Annotated in this window: 16 protein-coding genes and 1 tRNA gene; 9 read left to right on the plus strand and 8 right to left on the minus strand. The window is 39.5% G+C overall.

The annotated features are described in order from the left end of the window. The first annotated feature begins 201 nt into the window (after positions 1-201). Both miaB and KV40_RS06830 read left to right on the plus strand, forming a co-directional pair. Entirely contained in the window at positions 202-1,545 is a 1,344-nt protein-coding gene (gene miaB / locus KV40_RS06825) for a tRNA (N6-isopentenyl adenosine(37)-C2)-methylthiotransferase MiaB (RefSeq protein WP_036479261.1), read from the plus strand. Between the two features lie 218 nt (positions 1,546-1,763). Next, a complete protein-coding gene (locus KV40_RS06830; protein ID WP_036479262.1) occupies positions 1,764-3,167 on the plus strand; it encodes a hypothetical protein in 1,404 nt (467 codons plus the stop codon). A 97-nt stretch (positions 3,168-3,264) separates the two neighbouring features. Here the strand turns inward: KV40_RS06830 and KV40_RS06835 are convergent, their stop codons facing one another. From KV40_RS06835 to KV40_RS33175, 3 genes are read right to left on the minus strand one after another with little or no spacing between them, the layout of a single operon-like run. Then, positions 3,265-4,353 carry a hypothetical protein gene (locus KV40_RS06835; protein ID WP_036479264.1) on the minus strand — a complete coding sequence of 363 codons (1,089 nt, stop codon included), beginning with the start codon at positions 4,351-4,353 and terminating at the stop codon, positions 3,265-3,267. After that, positions 4,319-5,395: a glycosyltransferase family 4 protein gene (locus KV40_RS06840; RefSeq protein ID WP_052055430.1), complete on the minus strand. Its 1,077-nt coding sequence runs from the start codon at positions 5,393-5,395 to the stop codon at positions 4,319-4,321. The genes KV40_RS06835 and KV40_RS06840 overlap by 35 nt, the downstream gene beginning before the upstream one ends. Positions 5,396-5,428: 33 nt before the next feature. Beyond that, a complete protein-coding gene (locus KV40_RS33175; protein ID WP_072013788.1) occupies positions 5,429-5,728 on the minus strand; it encodes a ChaB family protein in 300 nt (99 codons plus the stop codon). 180 nt (positions 5,729-5,908) lie between these two features. Between KV40_RS33175 and KV40_RS06850 the strand changes: the two genes are divergently transcribed. Together KV40_RS06850 and KV40_RS06855 are read left to right on the plus strand one after the other, a co-directional pair. Continuing rightward, positions 5,909-6,751, plus strand: coding sequence for a glycosyltransferase family 2 protein (locus tag KV40_RS06850; protein WP_052055431.1), 843 nt, complete (start codon positions 5,909-5,911; stop codon positions 6,749-6,751). Positions 6,752-6,982: 231 nt separating this feature from the next. Further along, a complete protein-coding gene (locus tag KV40_RS06855; protein WP_036479266.1) occupies positions 6,983-7,465 on the plus strand; it encodes a DUF2243 domain-containing protein in 483 nt (160 codons plus the stop codon). A gap of 603 nt (positions 7,466-8,068) precedes the next feature. On the opposite strand, the gene KV40_RS06860 is transcribed toward KV40_RS06855, so the two are convergent. The 3 genes from KV40_RS06860 to KV40_RS06870 all read right to left on the minus strand — a co-directional run bounded on the left by KV40_RS06860 (position 8,069) and on the right by KV40_RS06870 (position 11,120). Beyond that, complete coding sequence (locus KV40_RS06860) at positions 8,069-8,500, minus strand: hypothetical protein (protein WP_036479268.1); 432 nt, start codon at positions 8,498-8,500, stop codon at positions 8,069-8,071. Between the two features lie 75 nt (positions 8,501-8,575). Then, positions 8,576-9,478: a YegS/Rv2252/BmrU family lipid kinase gene (locus KV40_RS06865; protein ID WP_052055432.1), complete on the minus strand. Its 903-nt coding sequence runs from the start codon at positions 9,476-9,478 to the stop codon at positions 8,576-8,578. 79 nt (positions 9,479-9,557) lie between these two features. Continuing rightward, entirely contained in the window at positions 9,558-11,120 is a 1,563-nt protein-coding gene (locus KV40_RS06870; protein ID WP_036479269.1) for a metallophosphoesterase, read from the minus strand. Positions 11,121-11,180: 60 nt separating this feature from the next. On the opposite strand from KV40_RS06870, the gene KV40_RS34715 reads away from it, so the two are divergent. The 4 genes from KV40_RS34715 (at position 11,181) to KV40_RS06880 (ending at position 13,189) form a co-directional block, all read left to right on the plus strand. After that, positions 11,181-11,333 carry a hypothetical protein gene (locus KV40_RS34715; RefSeq protein ID WP_156113966.1) on the plus strand — a complete coding sequence of 51 codons (153 nt, stop codon included), beginning with the start codon at positions 11,181-11,183 and terminating at the stop codon, positions 11,331-11,333. A 620-nt stretch (positions 11,334-11,953) separates the two neighbouring features. Next, complete coding sequence (locus tag KV40_RS35655; protein ID WP_172657246.1) at positions 11,954-12,124, plus strand: hypothetical protein; 171 nt, start codon at positions 11,954-11,956, stop codon at positions 12,122-12,124. 401 nt (positions 12,125-12,525) lie between these two features. Beyond that, positions 12,526-13,050: a GNAT family N-acetyltransferase gene (locus KV40_RS06875; protein ID WP_036479271.1), complete on the plus strand. Its 525-nt coding sequence runs from the start codon at positions 12,526-12,528 to the stop codon at positions 13,048-13,050. 65 nt (positions 13,051-13,115) lie between these two features. Continuing rightward, positions 13,116-13,189, plus strand: a tRNA-Pro gene (locus tag KV40_RS06880). A gap of 11 nt (positions 13,190-13,200) precedes the next feature. Here the strand turns inward: KV40_RS06880 and KV40_RS37255 are convergent. Continuing rightward, positions 13,201-13,344 carry a PIN domain-containing protein gene (locus tag KV40_RS37255; RefSeq protein ID WP_081942796.1) on the minus strand — a complete coding sequence of 48 codons (144 nt, stop codon included), beginning with the start codon at positions 13,342-13,344 and terminating at the stop codon, positions 13,201-13,203. A gap of 99 nt (positions 13,345-13,443) precedes the next feature. Here KV40_RS37255 and KV40_RS06885 point away from each other — a divergent pair, with 99 nt between their 5' ends. Further along, positions 13,444-13,656 carry a hypothetical protein gene (locus KV40_RS06885; protein WP_036479274.1) on the plus strand — a complete coding sequence of 71 codons (213 nt, stop codon included), beginning with the start codon at positions 13,444-13,446 and terminating at the stop codon, positions 13,654-13,656. 13 nt (positions 13,657-13,669) lie between these two features. Here KV40_RS06885 and KV40_RS06890 read toward each other — a convergent pair whose 3' ends face one another. Beyond that, complete coding sequence (locus tag KV40_RS06890; RefSeq protein ID WP_036479278.1) at positions 13,670-14,164, minus strand: TM2 domain-containing protein; 495 nt, start codon at positions 14,162-14,164, stop codon at positions 13,670-13,672. Between the last annotated feature and the right edge of the window lie 222 nt (positions 14,165-14,386).

The raw sequence follows: 14,386 nt of genomic DNA on the forward strand, positions 1-14,386 counted from the left end.
AAACAGCGATTTTGTGAATGGCGATCGCTTGCCAGAAATTTTCACTTGACTTTCCAGACAATCGCTACAAAGACGCGATCGCTACTAATTATTAACTAACCGCTAACAATCATTTCCAAGAAATGACTACAAGACCGCTTCTAGTTTTTCTTATACTAAGATGATAGATCTATCGCAATATTAAGTAACTCATTATAGTAAATGAATAACGCTACTAAAAAATATAATATTGTTACCTTTGGTTGCCAGATGAACAAAGCCGACTCCGAACGGATGGCTGGAATTTTGGAAACTATGGGTTTTGCAGCATCAGAAGATCCCAACGAAGCCGATTTAGTTCTTTATAATACCTGCACGATTCGAGATAATGCCGAACAAAAGGTATATTCTTATTTAGGCAGACAAGCCAAACGCAAACATCAGCAACCAGATTTAACTTTAGTTGTAGCTGGCTGTGTGGCACAACAGGAAGGAGAGCAGCTATTGCGACGGGTACCAGAATTAGATCTGGTTATGGGACCCCAACACGCCAACCGTTTACAGGATTTATTACAGCAGGTATACGATGGCAATCAGGTTGTAGCTACCGAACCAATTCATATCGTTGAAGATATTACCAAACCCCGTCGCGACAGTAGCGTTACAGCTTGGGTAAATATTATTTACGGCTGCAACGAACGCTGTAGCTATTGCGTCGTTCCCAACGTTCGCGGAACGGAACAGTCTCGGACTCCAGAAGCAATTAAAGCCGAGATGGAAGAATTGGGACGACAGGAATATAAAGAAATTACGCTACTCGGTCAAAATATCGATGCCTACGGTAGAGATTTGCCAGGCAGTACGCCAGAAGGCAGACACAAACACACTCTGACGGATTTACTTTACTACGTCCACGATGTTTCAGGTGTAGAACGCCTGCGTTTTGCTACCAGTCATCCTCGCTATTTTACGGAAAGATTGATTCGTGCCTGCAGCGAGTTGCCCAAGGTTTGCGAACATTTTCACATTCCCTTTCAGTCTGGAGATAACGAGATTCTCAAGGCAATGAAGCGGGGTTACACCCACGAAAAATACCGCCGCATTATCGATACAATTCGCCGATATATGCCCGATGCGGCTATTAGTGCCGATGCTATAGTAGGTTTTCCAGGTGAAACCGAGGCGCAGTTTGAGAATACTTTAAAGTTAGTTGAGGATATTGGTTTCGATTTAATTAATACTGCGGCATATTCTCCTCGTCCTGGTACGCCAGCAGCTTTGTGGGACAATCAAATAAGTGAGGAAATAAAAAGCGATCGCCTGCAAAGATTGAATCATTTAGTAGCAGCTACCGCCGCAGCGCGTTCGGATCGCTATCTAAATCGTGTCGAAGAAGTATTAGTAGAAGCACAAAACACCAAAGATCCTTCACAGGTAATGGGAAGAACCAGAGGCAACCGTCTGACCTTTTTTCCTGGAAAGATTGAAAAGTTAGAAGGAAAAACCGTCAGAGTAAAAATTACCGAATCTCGCGCCTTTAGTATTACGGGAGAAATGGTTGTGTAGGAGCAAGGCAATGCCTCGCCAGCACAAATACAAGCCAATGCTTTGCCCGAACAGACAATTATTGCGATAAAAGCCTAAGTATTATTACCGATCGCCCATAGTTTAGGTTGCCAAAGATAACTCAATTGTAAATATTTGCTTAAAATTTCCCCCAAAAACATAAAAATTGTGCCATACACAAATAGCAATAATACAATCCGAAGCTAATTTTCCTTATTATGCGCTTGAGTCTTTTAGGTAAACTATCGATCTATACGGCTATTCTGGCTATACCCCAACTAATAGTTCCCACTTCCGACACTGCCTCTTGCTGGAAGGCGATCGCCGCAGAGGTAACAGAATATGGCGAACCTGGAGAACAGGGAGTGACGGGAGCTAAAGGCAAGGACGGACGCAATAGCGATAGCCTTACTGTATTTGCAGACGGTTCGCCAATGACTTTAGATTTGTCTGGAGAAAATGGTTATCCTGGTGGGGTTGGTGGTAAGGGTACCAATGCTGTTTGCGATGAGCAGCCCAAAGATTTAAACAAAGATATACGCAGTTCTAACGGCGGTAATGGTGGCGACGGCGGTAACGGTGGTGCGGGTGGTAATGGTGGAGAATTAACCGTCTATACTACCGATAAACGCAATCTCCAGCAGATCTACGTAATTGCTACTGGAGGAGAAGGTGGCAGTCCTGGTGCTGGAGGAGAAGGCGGCAGCGGTTGTCAGTGCGATACTAATTATTGGGATCGCGAAACTTGTACGGGTAAACCTGGAAGTCCCGACTATAACTGCACCACTAGCGAATTTCAATGTCTTGATGGTTATTCTGGCAGAAAAGGCAGAGAAGGTATCGACGGTAGAGAAGGGCGTTTGGGTAAGCTGACTTTAATTAACTCCGAAAAATCTCTCGCGCCAGACCAACCTGAAGCTGCAATTCCCATTAACCAACTTCAAGAGCGAGGGGTGACTCTCTCTAAAAATATTTGGGAAACCAAAACAGGTGCGACCAAATTATTTGCTCCAGGTTCTATATTAAGGGACGAATACCAAGAATTAGTAGCACGCAATGAACATACGGTTCTGGTCGTTTGGGATGCACCCCAGCCTGTAGGTGAGTTTGCCGATGAAGAGGTGACTTTAAGTCTGAAAGGAGAAAATGATGCTAACGTTACGCTACCAGACGATCTCTGGTTAGAAACCACTACCCTCAAACAGGATAAAGTTACCGAACTGTTTGTTTTTAATGCCGTTAAAGAAAAAAATGTCACTAGACTAACCAGCAAAGGAGTATCGGGAAATGGTAGCAATCTTCAATGGGAAATAGTAGATAAAGCTAACCAATCTGATGTCTTAAATACAGACTTTACCATCGCCTATCGAGTTAGTCCTTCTTCAGAAGAAGCCAGGTTTCGTCGAGTGTACGACTACGAAACTAAATATAGTGGTGAGGTTCCTGCCGAGGCGATTATTCGCGAAGGCGATCGCTTTACTTTAGAATTGGGTAAATTACCCGTTCCCCCAGAATCTCTTCAGCCAGGTGTAGCCATAGAAGTTTCTCTGGTTGCCAATCGCTCTTTAGGCGATCGCTCGAAAGAGCAAAAAATGTTTATTCGCGACATCATTGAAGACTGATTGGTTTATTTTTGAAATTGTACAGCGATCGCGCCAGAGGTAATAATTACCAGCTGCGATCGCTTCTAAACGAAGTTAATAAACGAAAGAATCTTAGCTATCTCAAATAACTATCTAATAATTTAATCTCTAATTCAATCGCTTTAGCTGCTCGTGCCGCTCCATCAACAGCCATAATTTCGTTCCACTTACTCACATCGAGGGTTTTCAATCTTGCTAAAAGCGTTTTTATTGTATTACCGTCGGGAAAAGTATTGGCTACCAAACACAAACCAAGCCGTTCTAAAATCTTGGCTTTGATTTTTTGTTCGTCAAAGGGGCGAAATTCAGGTATACATAAAAATGGAATTCGCGCAGTACCAATTTCCATAACGGTATTGTTACCTCCAGAAGCGATCGCCACATCGGCAGCTTTAAGATATAAATAGGTATCTTCGCACCAACCCAAACTACAAAGGTTATGCGGTAAACTGCCACCTTCTTTATCGGTTTCACCCACAATTAACCACAACCAGTCTGGTGTTACCGAGGCAACCGCAGCTATTTTTGTTAGAGAATGACAATTTCCACCTCTGCCATTGAGTACTAAAACTACCTGTTGCTGGGGAGAGATATTTAGCTCGGCTCTAGCAGCAGATTTGGTCAAACAACGCTCTGAGTAGCGAGAAAAACCAGGAGCATAAATTGTTTTAGCTTTTATCCAGTTTGGTGTTTGAGGGACTTCTAGAAGCTGGGGATAGGTAGCAAAGAGTTTGTATGCCGCATCGTAACCACAGACATGAGGCAAGTCCGAGCGTTCGCCGTGTTGCCGCACTCCGATGACTGGTACTCCTAAAAATCTTAAAAATTGGGTTATTTCTGCCGATACATCGACTATTATCGCCGTTGGCTGCTTTTGTTCTACCCAATTAGCTATTTTTACCGCTCTTTGACGATAGGTTGCAGCATAGTAAGGAGCGTAGTGAAAAGAATGAGTCTGACAATTCTGGTTAATCGGTAATTTGGGGACATACTCTATCTTGTCGGGAGGTAAATCTAAAAGCTGATAGTTAGCTACCCCTTCCCAGTTATGTTGACTGACACCAGTGCCAATAAAAGTAACAGGTAAATCGAAATGTTGAGAGATTGCTTTAGCCCTGCGAGCGTGTCCGCTACCGTGGAGGTGTATGTAGTAGCCAAGATGCATGTTTTTCTCGCTGGTATTTATCGACAATGCATTCAAAAGCCAGAATGTATTTATTTAACATGGTTTCCAGGCTAAATCGTTCTAAAACTCTAGCTCTACAGGCATGACGAGACAAATGTTTGGCTTTTTTTATTGCTTCTGCCATCTCTTTTGTGTTGTCTGGAGTTACTAAAATTCCCGTTTGACTATCTAAGATTTCCGAAATCGCGCCGCGATCGAATGCTACAACTGGCGTACCACAGGCAAGACTTTCAATGACTACTAAGCCGAAAGGTTCTAACCAGGTTGGCGTACATAAAGTTACTGCGGCTGACTGCAACAATGGAACTAATTCGGCTTGTGCTAGATGTCCGACATATTCGACTCCTTTATTTAAATAAGGTGCAATTTTAGTTTCAAAATAAGGATAGTCGTCAATCGCTCCTGCTATTAATAAATCTATTTTGGCTTTTTGTGCCGCTTCTATAGCTAAATGCGTTCCTTTATCGGGAATAATTCTTCCCGTCCACACCGCATAATTATTTACACTCTGGGAATAGGTAAAAACATCGACATCCACACCATTGTGAATCATTGTCAATCTCTCTGTTTCCAAATCCCACAAACTAGTATTAAATTTAGAAATAGAAATATAGTAACCCCGCTGTTTTCTTTCTCGATATCTAACTGCACTCAGCAAGCGAGAAAAAGGCGGGGTATGTAAAGTTGTTACCAAAGGTATCGACAATCTATCTTCTAAAATTATGGGGAAATAGTTTAAAGAATTATCGTGAACCAAATCGAAGTCTGCTTCGCTCAGATAGTCCATAATATTCAGATAGGCTTCGTGAGATTCTTCTTCTGAATTGAGACAAAAAGAAGTATCGATAATTGGTTCGAGAGATAAATTCAAACTGCGATCGCTGTCGGGATGAGCGAATAACGTAACCCGACAACCTTTTTGTTGTAACCCTTTTACTATATTATGGGTAAAGCGTTCTAGCCCACCTGCAAAAGGTTCTTTAATGGGAAACCTACGATGACCCAAAACCGCTATTTTCATCTTAGTTAGATTAGTCGATAAGTGTGCCTGGCTTTAACCACCACGCATGGTTCCAGCATTGTTTTCACGGTTGCCAATAGGATCGCTACCTTCTTTTTCAGTACCGATAATATTACTGTTATCGGTCTTAGAGTTTTCAATCGATACCCACTTGCCGTCTTTGTCTTCTGCGTAACTGTTTTTGACAGAATTCCAGGCTACTTTAGTAGCATTCGCTTCATCCATTCCATCGTCAGAAGCAGCGTTATAGGCATTCATAAACAGTTGCTGTCCGTGCTGCGGTAATTTTTCTGTTACTTCATTTGGTAATTCTTCTAATTGTTGATAAGCCATAATTAATCTCCGATCTTTGCAATACGTTATTTAAGATCATCAAAGCAAAACAAAATTAATTACCAATCATTCTCTGGTTTGAATTTAACTAAAGATAAACTATATCTAAAGATTATTGCTAAATATAAAGTATATTTTTAAATTAATATTTAACGTTTTGGCTCGCTTACAAAATCGCTAATGTCTAACATTTCTGTTTGTACTATTTATGCCAAAAGAAAATTGCACTTGCAAAATTTAGTAGAAAGTTTAAACCGATCGACACTACAACCTGACGAATTAATAATCGTATGCATGAACGATCGCCTGCCCGATTTACCTCAGACATTTTTTAAAGTTAAAACAGATACTATCTTTACAGATAACCGTTTGCCTTTAGCGACAGCACGCACTAAATCAGCAGAAATAGCAACGGGGAAAAAGCTAATTTTTCTCGATGTGGACTGCATTTGCGACTGCAATTTAATTAGTAATTTTAATTATCATTTAAATCGAGAAGAGGCACTATATCAAGGTTCGGTTCGCTATCTGCGATCGGGATGGCACGCTGAAGATCGGACATTTAAAAATTTATTAGATTTATCCTCACCAAACAAAATACACGGCGATCGCATCATGGGAAATAATAAAATATCTCATCCCTACGAACTATTTTGGTCTTTGTGTTTTGGTATTAATAAACAAACTTTTATAGAGCTCGGTGGATTCGATTCGCGATACATAGGCTATGGCGGAGAAGACACCGACTTCGCTTTTACTGCTCGTTTGCATCGGATTCCTTTGTACAAAATAAATGCCTTAGCATATCATCAGTTTCATCCTGCTTGCGATCCGCCTCTCAATCATTTAGAGGCAATAGTTAGTAATGCTAAAGTATTTTATGATAAGTGGCAGATTTTGCCAATGAGAAAATGGTTAGATCGATTTGCGCGTATGGGATATATTAAACTAGAAGGCGATCGCTTGGAAATACTTCGTCTGCCTAGCGAAACGGATATAAAAGCCTGTCAAAAAGAATATTAGCGGCAATCTACTAAATATATTGCTACCGACGGATATCTAAACTATTTATCTCTTTTTAAGATCGAAGATGTTAATTAAATAGTAATTACTATTTGCCGAACAAATCGTTCCTAATTTTTTAGTAGCAAAACTAAAAGACAACGATTGCTAAAAAGCTCATACAACGAGCAACTTTTATAGATTAAATCAGTTAAAATTTTTCCAATTTAAAGCATTTTATTTTAATTAAAAATGAAAATAGATAGCCGTTTAAATCGCCGACCTTTAATAATTGCTGGAATATTATTAGGTTTGGGACAGGGCGGATTTTTTGACGGCATTGTGTTTCATCAGCTATTGCAATGGCATCATATGTTTTCCAATATCGAAAGTACCAGAACAATAGCTGGGTTGGAACTAAACACATTAGGCGACGGATTGTTCCATGTATTTGACTGGTTAATGACTCTTAGCGGCATTATTGTTCTCTGGCTAGCTGTCAAAGGAGATAATGTGGATTTGTCTACTTCTACTTTTATTGGTTCTTTTGCTGTTGGTGCTGGTTTATTTAATGTAGTAGAAGGTATTCTCAGTCATCACCTCCTACAAATTCATCATGTCAAACCAGGAGTTTATCAACAGGCATGGGATCTCGGATTTATTGGTGTCGGTCTATTGTCTATAGCAGTTGGCTGGTTGGTTTTGGGTAAAGATAAGCCTGTAAGCGATAAATAAAATAATAGACCTGTTTTAAGAATAGACGAATTTATTTTTATTTTTCTAACTCTTCACTAGTACTACCACCAGGAATAAATGAAGTAATATTTTGTTTGTGAGCGAGTTTATTTTCTGCTTCTCGTTCGTAAGTAAAATCTTGTTTCGACTTAACCGTTTCAAATTCTGTTTTTTCAGCTTCTCGTTCGATAAATTTAGAAGGCTGCTTTACTTCAGATAGGTCAACAGGTTATTTTTAGATTGTCGTTCGGTCATTTTTTGTTATTTTAATGCTTTCTGATGTTCAATTAATAGAAAGCAATCAGAATCCGATGAGCCACAGCAATTAAAGCTTGCTTACGACCACGACTACCAGCTAAACAACGATAAACAACCTTAAGAGTAGCTTATGAACTAAACGACCTTTAGAGAAAGTTTGTAAATAAAAGATTAAATAGCGAATTGCTCATTTCGAGCTAGACGTTTGGACATTAAATGAACCATTGAAATATAAATTACAGTGTGTTTGAAAAAAAATCAAGTATGTAAAATGTAGGCTTTAGGCTTTAGAATTAATAGTCCCAGTTCCGTAATTGGGATTATATGGTTTTCAGTTGTTAATTGCTATCTGCTACTTTTACTTTCTTCAGTCTGTTTGGATCTAGCTTCAATTTCGGCTAAAGTTTTAAGTACGAGGCGTTTTGCTTGTAGCTGCCAGCCTTGGCGTTGAATAGTAATAGCCAGCGGAAAAGCAATTGCAGGAGCGAGAAAATCTACTGGCTGTCGAAAAGAAATTCCCAACAGCAAACCCAAACCAGCAATTCCCCAGAAAGGTAAAGCTATTGTCTGACGTTGTTCTTCAAGGAGTTTGCTAATAAAACCTTCTGGCATTTGAGCGGCTAATTCTTGTTTGACTGCTTTTTGTTGTGAAGGAGAAACAGATAGTCCAATTTTTCGGCGCAGTCTTTCTATTTTCTGACTATCGGGACTAAAAATTGCTAGTTCGTCTTCTGCCATCCTAATCAGTTTTTCTGTTTGGGTAGGTTGAGCTTCCATATATATTGTCTTGGCTTTTGTTCTCAATCTACCATATAGCAGTAGCTCTTAAGTCCAATACTTTAAGCGCGATCGCTACAGGGTTTCGGGAACGAATACCTTTAAGCTATGAGGCAAACATTTTACCGTTACAATTTCTTCTTTACCAATAACTTCGCCGTCTAAAACTAGTTTTTGTGGTGGATTAGTAGTTACCTTAATCGATTTAGCCCTCAGATAACTTATGTCTTCTCTATCTACAGGCTCGTCTTTAAGCGCGTTTTTCATCAAATTATAAGATGCGGCGATCGCGCCAGCCCAATTTTCGGGATAGACAACGGTAATATCTAATAAACCATCGTCAGGAATAATACCCGCAGGTCCATGCGCCAAAATTGAAGTATTGGGGGCAGTGTTAGCAACCGTAATCGCCGTAGCGTTAACGGTAATTGTTTCTTCGACAGTTTCAATATGAGCTTCAAACTGAGGAAAATTTCGTAGCTGCTTGACTCCAGACACTACATAAGCCATCATTCCCAAACGCTCTTTAAACTGACCCTCAGTATCATCTACTGTTTCGGCTTCAAACCCAATACCAGTTAACAGAACCATTGGTTTGTCGTTACACAAACCCGTATCTATAGTACGAGTTGCTCCAGTTAAAATTGTCTCACAGGCTTCGTCTATATTAACTGGTATTCCTAAAGCTTTGGCAAAAGCGTTAGCCGTACCGCGAGCAATTATACCCAAAGGAACTCCTGTATTTACCAGAGCCTCAGCTACTTGAGAAACGGTACCGTCACCGCCAGAAGCAATAATCATCCGAGCATTTTGTTCTAAAGCACCGCGAGCTAGCAGATTGGCACTAATAACTTCAGATGTAAATTGTACGTTTAAATCGATTTTTGACGACAATAGCTCCTCAATTTTTGCTAGCTCTGCCTCTGAGTCACCCTGTCCTGCAACGGGATTGTAGATCAAATAAGCCGAACGATTCATAATAAAATATCCAAAGTATGTAATGTATATTGGGAAATTGCTGCGAAATTTTAAATAAATATTTGAATGTTGGGTAATTTCAGACTGTAAAACTATCGAGCTGGTATTTGTGCCATTTATGTCGCGATCGCTCGACTACCAGAGGCTGGACGATAAATTTTGGCGGATTGCCCCTGCCAACCTTAATCTGCAAACAAGTATAGGGCTTTTTCTTGTTAGAACCGTGACCATTACGACCGACAAATAAAAGTGATTGCGCGACTTGAAGTTTCTTCCCCTCTCTAGTTTCCTGTAGAATTGCTCCTTGTGGTCGTTGACGACGCAGACTATGACCGCTGCCGCCGCAAACAATCCAGTTTACATAAGAATCGGCGCGTCCTGTATCCTCGGTGTAGAGATGTTCTAGACAGTGAGCGTGACCCGATAGAACCAAATCTACCAGCGGACGCTCTGAAGGTGTTTTTCCTAGCTGTTGCGAGACCTCATCTAAAACTTGCCGCAAATGATGACGAATCTCTAAAGTTTGTCCCTGATTCCATTTGGTAGCTTCGGTCACGTAAGGAGGATGGTGTAAATAAATAACTCGTCCCCGCACTGTTTCGTCTTGCCAGGAGGCAATTAGTTTATCTCGCAGCCAGCTTAACTGTTCGTGGTCGGTGGCAATTTTTTCTTTTCTCAATCTTTTTTCAATGTCGCGCTGCATTTCTTCAATCTGATTGAGCTTACCTTGATAATCATCTAATCGTTCGGCATCTTCTTCTGACGAGTCTCGACGCAGTTGGGCTACTGACTGCCAAATTTTCTGCTTTTGAGTTTCTAGTTTTTCTCTACGCGCTTCTAGCTGACGACGAATTTTTCTGCCTTCTTTGGTATCGGGAATTGGCGGTGGTTCGTCAAAAGTATTAGAATCGAGAGCGATAAAATCAATACCACCATAACGAAAGCTATAGTAGCGGTTGGGCAAGCGCGTAAATTTACCTGGTTGATAGCTCAGACACCGTCTGTCTTGAAATTTAGCCGTGTAGTGGCGGTCGAGATGCTCGCCTAGTTTGTGACTAGCTTCGAGGTCTAGTAAATAATCTAAAAATGCTTTGGCATAAGCCTGACCTTCATAAGAGCCGTGCCAACCTACATCAATATCTAAGTAAGAACCAAATACGCGCCGTAAGGGTTTGGTTGTTTTGGCTAAGATTCCGTAAACTAATGGTAAGTCGTAATAGTCGTGATTGCCTGGTACGGGAAAAATTGGCAGTTTAAATACCATGCGGTCGTAAGCTATCTGCTCTGGTGATTCTCCCCCTACTAATAATTCTTGATAGGGAGCGATAAAGTTTTGATAGTAAAACTCTTTTGAACCTACTTGATAGACGACATCTCCAGTATGTATGACAAAATCAGCTTCATGCCCATGTTCTAGCATCATTTGTGCTACTTTTCTCTGAGGACTATGACCATGATGCTCGCCACAACCGCTATCGCCAATTACTAAAAAAGAAAAATCTTGGCTGTTGCTTTGGGGATCGTCTACGACCAACTGAGTTTGGTCGATCGCTCGTTCTTTAATAGCTGACTCTTGCCACCGCACTCTTTGCTTCATTCTGGCAATTTTGACCGCTATTGAGGGTTCGGTAACAAATTTCATACTTGTTTTTAAAAAGTTTAGTAGCTAGAATTGCCCCATTTTAATAGATAAAGTAAGTGTATGATGGATAGTTTAGCGCGGCGATCGCATCTACCTCCAGCCATAAACTTTACTTTAATTGCCATCTTTATCAATTGGCAACGCTTGTTTAATATTGAACTTTTAAGCCATCGGCGATCGATGGGAGTTAACCTCTTTTACAATAAAAAATAAACTGAGAGCTGGCTCGTTGTTTATTGCTCGTTTTTCGCTGTTCATTGATAAATGTCAGTTTTTATCGTCTAACAAGCTAAAAGGCGTTTTCTATTTGCGTACAATCTCTTTAAAAGTGCTACAGTATTATATGAAAATTAAGAAGAACTAACGGCAATTTGGGTTAGTATTAATGTACTTGTCTCCAAAGTCTTCAGTAAATGCCAAATTATGATTGAGGAGGCGATCGCTCTACGTTAATATATTCTAAGTAATTAGAAATTATCAAATTACCCCATCCCATCTAAATTCAACTGGTTATCGAAGCTAAAAACTTACAAGTAGTTCGATTTTAAAGCGATAACAATATTAGTTGTGCGATTGACTCTATTTTGGGAGAAATAGCCAAGAAGAGCGCTCCAAACTAAAGATATCGAGCAATTGAAACCTGGGGTAAATCGAGCATAGAAGTATGCGCGGAAATTGCGATCGTGGCAGTAGCCGTTAAAATAGTGGGTTTAAAAATTTTAATCTACTAAGTCGCGTTCAATGAAGCTGCTAAAGCTCGAAAAAAAAATTAAAAATAAAAACTGTCTTTTTGAAGCGTTTTGTTGTCTCAATGAGGAATTAATATAGTTAATATGGCTAAACGACGTAATGCCAAAAAAGAAAAAGCAGAGCGAAATAAAGTTAATGCTCGAAAATATCGCAAAACAACTTCTCGTTATTCTGGAAAGAGTAGGAGAAACTATAACAGCACTCGGGATAATTCAGAAAATGAAGACAATACATCTTCATCTGAAAAATCTTAATGTTTTGAGTCAAACTCTTTAATTACAAATTTGTTAATTGTCTGGCTGCCGTCTAGATCTAACATAATGACACACTAAGTTTAAAACTAAAAAAGCGGTATCTTATTTGGCAATCGACCGATAAAACTACTTCTTGGTTATTGTCTCTAGACGGCTAGCTAACAATTATCTTTTAAACGAGCAAAACATTAAGAAATATTAAAACCAGCTGGTTCGGATACAATTGTCTTGACTAAAATGCAATCTTAAAAAGTGACTGCTTCGAGCGAATGAAAAAGTCACCGGCGCATATTATTTAAAAATAAACCCGTTTTAAGCTTAAAATTGAACTATGATAACTGAGATATATACCAAACATATCTTCAGTTTGCTAAAAACATCAAACATTATCGCCCCACGGCATGGTCTTTTGGAAAAAGTTGTTTAGTAATTCAAATACCGCAGCTACCTCAGAGTTTTCCGAACTCAATGGTGAGCCAAAAGCGAATGGCAAGTATGCTTCGGAGTCTCAAATTTCGTTTAGCATCGAGCGAGATAATATAGACTTATATGAATTAGAAGAGCTTTGCGATCGTGTCGGTTGGGCTCGCCGTCCCTTACGTAAAGTAAAAAAAGCAATTCAGCACAGTTTTTTAGTAGTTTCGATGTGGGAAATCAATGGTGAAAAACGCCGTTTGATTGGTTTTGCTCGTGCTACTTCTGATGGAGCTTTTAATGCAACTATTTGGGATGTAGTTGTCGATCCTGGTTTTCAAAATCGTGGTTTGGGAAAAGCAATGATGAAATTTACGATCGACAGATTGAGAAAAGCCGATATCAGCAATATTACTTTATTTGCCGATCCTCACGTGGTAGATTTTTATCGACGGTTGGGATTTATTCTCGATCCAGAAGGAATCAAAGGAATGTTTTGGTATCCTGACTAAAAAATAAATTAGTTGGGGTTTGAGTTCTTTGGTTAAAAATTAAGCTATACTAATAAAGCCTTCTACGGGATGTAGCGCAGCTTGGTAGCGCGCCTGCTTTGGGAGCAGGATGCCGCAGGTTCAAATCCTGTCATCCCGATACAACTTAATTCAATATCTAAGAAAGTTATTATCTGTAGTCCAAATATTTCCACCTATAGCTAAAGTCAATGCTACGGTAAACCAATGATTTGGAGCTGACGGGATACGTTGTTTGACAATGTTTTTGTATGCTGCGTAAACTTCATGGGGAATTTTTGATTAAACTAAAGTTAGTTAAAAAACAAAGCGATCGCTTTTGCCGCTGCTCTTTGGGCAATCGCGCCAATTTTCATTTTAATAGCAATTTTTTTAATGAAAAATAGAATAAACCGCTCTCCCAAATTTTTACACCGTAGCTGGATACGTCTACTTCCTTACACTGCTATGGGAGCGTTTTTAATTTCTTTTAAAACTGCTGAAAACTTTAATTCTTTAGTAGTAAGTTATTTTTTATTAATGTCAGTACAGCTTGGCGCGGTCGCAGTTTATTTGTTAATAAATAAAGTTAATAGTCGGCAAAAATAAAAGAAAGTGCGGTTTAAATATCAAAATAATAGCGCACCGCTCCCGTATGCTCGTCGTTATCAATATGAGCTAATCCCTGCTTTAGAGCTTTCTGCAGTAGTTTTTCTACTTCTTCTACAGGTAGTTCGGTTGCGATCGTTGCCTGACCGATAGAAAGAACGTTGTTGTTGCTAGCAGCAGCCTGTAGCAACTTTAACATAGGGTCTGACTTTGCCAAAGCCGACTTAGTCTGCCCTTGAAGTATTGCCTCATTAGCGTTAACTATATTTGTTAAATCGTCGATCTTTGCCTGCTGTAAGAGAAAACGATTTTTTTCAGCAGTCATTCCAGGAATTAGAAACAGATCGATAAACTGTCCAAAACCAAATAGACCGAAAGTAAACAAGTACAATAAACCGCTAACAATTTTACCCAAATAAAAGCGGTGAATTCCACATATACCGAAACAGCAAAAAATCCAGAGAATATAAGCCGTTCCCGTATTAAGCTTTTGTTGTCGATAATTCATTAATGTAAGTCGATCTTGAGAATTAATATTTTGTATTGTTTATAGTTCTGCTCGATTTAGGTCATATGGTTCTTATTGAATCGCTAGAGACGCACTATATTGTCAAAATATTGTTACAAAGTTATTTAATAATTATATTTTTTTTACTTATATATATAGATTAATTTTAAGCCAAGCTCTAGCAACAATTCAAAACTTTTGTAAAAAAAATTATTATTTTGT

The sequence above is a fragment of the Myxosarcina sp. GI1 genome (assembly GCF_000756305.1).
GTDB lineage: Bacteria > Cyanobacteriota > Cyanobacteriia > Cyanobacteriales > Xenococcaceae > Myxosarcina.

Coding starts and splice junctions, on each gene's coding strand:
- KV40_RS06875 (WP_036479271.1), top strand. CDS start 12,526: ATGGTCTTTTGGAAAAAGTTGTTTAGTAATTCAAATACCGCAGCTACC.
- KV40_RS06830 (WP_036479262.1), top strand. CDS start 1,764: ATGCGCTTGAGTCTTTTAGGTAAACTATCGATCTATACGGCTATTCTG.
- miaB (WP_036479261.1), top strand. CDS start 202: ATGAATAACGCTACTAAAAAATATAATATTGTTACCTTTGGTTGCCAG.
- KV40_RS34715 (WP_156113966.1), top strand. CDS start 11,181: ATGATGGATAGTTTAGCGCGGCGATCGCATCTACCTCCAGCCATAAAC.
- KV40_RS06865 (WP_052055432.1), bottom strand. CDS start 9,478: ATGAATCGTTCGGCTTATTTGATCTACAATCCCGTTGCAGGACAGGGT.
- KV40_RS33175 (WP_072013788.1), bottom strand. CDS start 5,728: ATGGCTTATCAACAATTAGAAGAATTACCAAATGAAGTAACAGAAAAA.
- KV40_RS06890 (WP_036479278.1), bottom strand. CDS start 14,164: ATGAATTATCGACAACAAAAGCTTAATACGGGAACGGCTTATATTCTC.
- KV40_RS06885 (WP_036479274.1), top strand. CDS start 13,444: ATGAAAAATAGAATAAACCGCTCTCCCAAATTTTTACACCGTAGCTGG.
- KV40_RS06850 (WP_052055431.1), top strand. CDS start 5,909: ATGTCTAACATTTCTGTTTGTACTATTTATGCCAAAAGAAAATTGCAC.
- KV40_RS06855 (WP_036479266.1), top strand. CDS start 6,983: ATGAAAATAGATAGCCGTTTAAATCGCCGACCTTTAATAATTGCTGGA.
- KV40_RS06840 (WP_052055430.1), bottom strand. CDS start 5,395: ATGAAAATAGCGGTTTTGGGTCATCGTAGGTTTCCCATTAAAGAACCT.
- KV40_RS06870 (WP_036479269.1), bottom strand. CDS start 11,120: ATGAAATTTGTTACCGAACCCTCAATAGCGGTCAAAATTGCCAGAATG.
- KV40_RS35655 (WP_172657246.1), top strand. CDS start 11,954: ATGGCTAAACGACGTAATGCCAAAAAAGAAAAAGCAGAGCGAAATAAA.
- KV40_RS06835 (WP_036479264.1), bottom strand. CDS start 4,353: ATGCATCTTGGCTACTACATACACCTCCACGGTAGCGGACACGCTCGC.
- KV40_RS06860 (WP_036479268.1), bottom strand. CDS start 8,500: ATGGAAGCTCAACCTACCCAAACAGAAAAACTGATTAGGATGGCAGAA.